We start from the raw sequence: 4608 nt of genomic DNA, 5'->3' as shown, positions 1-4608 counted from the left end.
ACGATACATAGCCGACCTGAGAGGGTGATCGGCCACACTGGGACTGAGACACGGCCCAGACTCCTACGGGAGGCAGCAGTAGGGAATCTTCGGCAATGGACGGAAGTCTGACCGAGCAACGCCGCGTGAGTGAAGAAGGTTTTCGGATCGTAAAGCTCTGTTGTAAGAGAAGAACGAGTGTGAGAGTGGAAAGTTCACACTGTGACGGTATCTTACCAGAAAGGGACGGCTAACTACGTGCCAGCAGCCGCGGTAATACGTAGGTCCCGAGCGTTGTCCGGATTTATTGGGCGTAAAGCGAGCGCAGGCGGTTAGATAAGTCTGAAGTTAAAGGCTGTGGCTTAACCATAGTACGCTTTGGAAACTGTTTAACTTGAGTGCAAGAGGGGAGAGTGGAATTCCATGTGTAGCGGTGAAATGCGTAGATATATGGAGGAACACCGGTGGCGAAAGCGGCTCTCTGGCTTGTAACTGACGCTGAGGCTCGAAAGCGTGGGGAGCAAACAGGATTAGATACCCTGGTAGTCCACGCCGTAAACGATGAGTGCTAGGTGTTAGACCCTTTCCGGGGTTTAGTGCCGCAGCTAACGCATTAAGCACTCCGCCTGGGGAGTACGACCGCAAGGTTGAAACTCAAAGGAATTGACGGGGGCCCGCACAAGCGGTGGAGCATGTGGTTTAATTCGAAGCAACGCGAAGAACCTTACCAGGTCTTGACATCCCTCTGACCGCTCTAGAGATAGAGTTTTCCTTCGGGACAGAGGTGACAGGTGGTGCATGGTTGTCGTCAGCTCGTGTCGTGAGATGTTGGGTTAAGTCCCGCAACGAGCGCAACCCCTATTGTTAGTTGCCATCATTCAGTTGGGCACTCTAGCGAGACTGCCGGTAATAAACCGGAGGAAGGTGGGGATGACGTCAAATCATCATGCCCCTTATGACCTGGGCTACACACGTGCTACAATGGCTGGTACAACGAGTCGCAAGCCGGTGACGGCAAGCTAATCTCTTAAAGCCAGTCTCAGTTCGGATTGTAGGCTGCAACTCGCCTACATGAAGTCGGAATCGCTAGTAATCGCGGATCAGCACGCCGCGGTGAATACGTTCCCGGGCCTTGTACACACCGCCCGTCACACCACGAGAGTTTGTAACACCCGAAGTCGGTGAGGTAACCTTTTAGGAGCCAGCCGCCTAAGGTGGGATAGATGATTGGGGTGAAGTCGTAACAAGGTAGCCGTATCGGAAGGTGCGGCTGGATCACCTCCTTTCTAAGGATAAGGAACTGCGCATTGGTCTTGTTTAGTCTTGAGAGGTCTTGTGGGGCCTTAGCTCAGCTGGGAGAGCGCCTGCTTTGCACGCAGGAGGTCAGCGGTTCGATCCCGCTAGGCTCCATTGGTGAGAGATCACCAAGTAATGCACATTGAAAATTGAATATCTATATCAAATAGTAACAAGAAAATAAACCGAAACGCTGTAGTATTAAAAGAGTTACTGACTGAAAGGTCAGAAAATAAGGTTAAGTTAATAAGGGCGCACGGTGGATGCCTTGGCACTAGGAGCCGAAGAAGGACGTGACAAACGACGATATGCCTTGGGTAGCTGTAAGTAAGCGATGATCCAGGGATTTCCGAATGGGGGAACCCAACAGGTACTACCTGTTACCCATATCTGTTAAGGATGTGAGGAGGAAGACGCAGTGAACTGAAACATCTAAGTAGCTGCAGGAAGAGAAAGCAAAAGCGATTGCCTTAGTAGCGGCGAGCGAAACGGCAGGAGGGCAAACCGAAGAGTTTACTCTTCGGGGTTGTAGGACTGCAATGTGGACTCAAAGATTATAGAAGAATGATTTGGGAAGATCAGCCAAAGAGAGTAACAGCCTCGTATTTAAAATAGTCTTTGTACCTAGCAGTATCCTGAGTACGGCGGGACACGAGAAATCCCGTCGGAATCTGGGAGGACCATCTCCCAACCCTAAATACTCCCTAGTGACCGATAGTGAACCAGTACCGTGAGGGAAAGGTGAAAAGCACCCCGGGAGGGGAGTGAAATAGAACCTGAAACCGTGTGCCTACAACAAGTTCGAGCCCGTTAATGGGTGAGAGCGTGCCTTTTGTAGAATGAACCGGCGAGTTACGATATGATGCGAGGTTAAGTTGAAGAGACGGAGCCGCAGGGAAACCGAGTCTGAATAGGGCGCCTTAGTATCATGTCGTAGACCCGAAACCATGTGACCTACCCATGAGCAGGTTGAAGGTGCGGTAAGACGCACTGGAGGACCGAACCAGGGCACGTTGAAAAGTGCTTGGATGACTTGTGGGTAGCGGAGAAATTCCAAACGAACTTGGAGATAGCTGGTTCTCTCCGAAATAGCTTTAGGGCTAGCGTCGACATCAAGATTCTTGGAGGTAGAGCACTGTTTGGGTGAGGGGTCCATCCCGGATTACCAATCTCAGATAAACTCCGAATGCCAATGAATTATGGTCGGCAGTCAGACTGCGAGTGCTAAGATCCGTAGTCGAAAGGGAAACAGCCCAGACCACCAGCTAAGGTCCCAAAATAATTGTTAAGTGGAAAAGGATGTGGGGTTGCACAGACAACTAGGATGTTAGCTTAGAAGCAGCTATTCATTCAAAGAGTGCGTAATAGCTCACTAGTCGAGTGACCCTGCGCCGAAAATGTACCGGGGCTAAAACAATTTACCGAAGCTGTGGATACCTTTATAGGTATGGTAGGAGAGCGTTCTATGTGTGAAGAAGGTGTACCGTGAGGAGTGCTGGAACGCATAGAAGTGAGAATGCCGGTATGAGTAGCGAAAGACAGGTGAGAATCCTGTCCACCGTAAGACTAAGGTTTCCAGGGGAAGGCTCGTCCGCCCTGGGTTAGTCGGGACCTAAGGAGAGACCGAAAGGTGTATCCGATGGACAACAGGTTGATATTCCTGTACTAGAGTATGTAGTGATGGAGGGACGCAGTAGGCTAACTAAAGCAGACGATTGGAAGTGTCTGTCTAAGCAGTGAGGTGTGATATGAGTCAAATGCTTATATCTATAACATTGAGCTGTGATGGGGAGCGAAGTTTAGTAGCGAAGTTAGTGACGTCACACTGCCAAGAAAAGCTTCTAGCGTTTAAACATACTCTACCCGTACCGCAAACCGACACAGGTAGTCGAGGCGAGTAGCCTCAGGTGAGCGAGAGAACTCTCGTTAAGGAACTCGGCAAAATGACCCCGTAACTTCGGGAGAAGGGGTGCTGACTTTACGTCAGCCGCAGTGAATAGGCCCAAGCAACTGTTTATCAAAAACACAGCTCTCTGCTAAATCGTAAGATGATGTATAGGGGGTGACGCCTGCCCGGTGCTGGAAGGTTAAGAGGAGTGCTTAGCGGTAACGCGAAGGTATGAATTGAAGCCCCAGTAAACGGCGGCCGTAACTATAACGGTCCTAAGGTAGCGAAATTCCTTGTCGGGTAAGTTCCGACCCGCACGAAAGGCGTAATGATTTGGGCACTGTCTCAACGAGAGACTCGGTGAAATTTTAGTACCTGTGAAGATGCAGGTTACCCGCGACAGGACGGAAAGACCCCATGGAGCTTTACTGCAGTTTGATATTGAGTGTCTGTACCACATGTACAGGATAGGTAGGAGTCTATGAGATCGGGACGCCAGTTTCGAAGGAGACGTTGTTGGGATACTACCCTTGTGTTATGGCCACTCTAACCCGGATAGGTTATCCCTATCGGAGACAGTGTCTGACGGGCAGTTTGACTGGGGCGGTCGCCTCCTAAAAGGTAACGGAGGCGCCCAAAGGTTCCCTCAGAATGGTTGGAAATCATTCGCAGAGTGTAAAGGTATAAGGGAGCTTGACTGCGAGAGCTACAACTCGAGCAGGGACGAAAGTCGGGCTTAGTGATCCGGTGGTTCCGCATGGAAGGGCCATCGCTCAACGGATAAAAGCTACCCTGGGGATAACAGGCTTATCTCCCCCAAGAGTTCACATCGACGGGGAGGTTTGGCACCTCGATGTCGGCTCGTCGCATCCTGGGGCTGTAGTCGGTCCCAAGGGTTGGGCTGTTCGCCCATTAAAGCGGCACGCGAGCTGGGTTCAGAACGTCGTGAGACAGTTCGGTCCCTATCCGTCGCGGGCGTAGGAAATTTGAGAGGATCTGCTCCTAGTACGAGAGGACCAGAGTGGACTTACCGCTGGTGTACCAGTTGTCTTGCCAAAGGCATCGCTGGGTAGCTATGTAGGGAAGGGATAAACGCTGAAAGCATCTAAGTGTGAAACCCACCTCAAGATGAGATTTCCCATGATTATATATCAGTAAGAGCCCTGAGAGATGATCAGGTAGATAGGTTAGAAGTGGAAGTGTGGTGACACATGTAGCGGACTAATACTAATAGCTCGAGGACTTATCCAAAGTAACTGAGAAAACTTAGCGTATGGTTTTTCTAATTATTTGATAGATATTCAATTTTGAGTAGGTATTACTCAGAGTTAAGTGACGATAGCCTAGGAGATACACCTGTACCCATGCCGAACACAGCAGTTAAGCCCTAGAACGCCGGAAGTAGTTGGGGGTTGCCCCCTGTGAGATATGGAAGTCGCTTAGCT

At 50.3% G+C, this 4608-nt stretch carries 1 tRNA gene and 3 rRNA genes; all 4 read left to right on the top strand.

What is annotated here, in order from left to right:
• Nucleotides 1-1265, top strand: a 16S ribosomal RNA gene (locus D8805_RS09825); the annotation flags it as partial.
• 51 nt (nucleotides 1266-1316) lie between these two features.
• Nucleotides 1317-1389 (top strand) — tRNA-Ala (locus D8805_RS09820).
• A gap of 122 nt (nucleotides 1390-1511) precedes the next feature.
• A 23S ribosomal RNA gene (locus D8805_RS09815) occupies nucleotides 1512-4414 on the top strand.
• Nucleotides 4415-4491: 77 nt separating this feature from the next.
• A 5S ribosomal RNA gene (rrf, locus tag D8805_RS09810) occupies nucleotides 4492-4607 on the top strand.
• Nucleotide 4608: the final 1 nt, after the last annotated feature.

This window comes from Streptococcus oralis subsp. dentisani, assembly GCF_003944205.1.
Taxonomy (GTDB): Bacteria; Bacillota; Bacilli; order Lactobacillales; family Streptococcaceae; genus Streptococcus; species Streptococcus oralis_BH.
The sequence above is the reverse complement of the archived record's forward strand: the minus strand, read 5'-3'. Positions and strand labels throughout refer to the sequence as shown.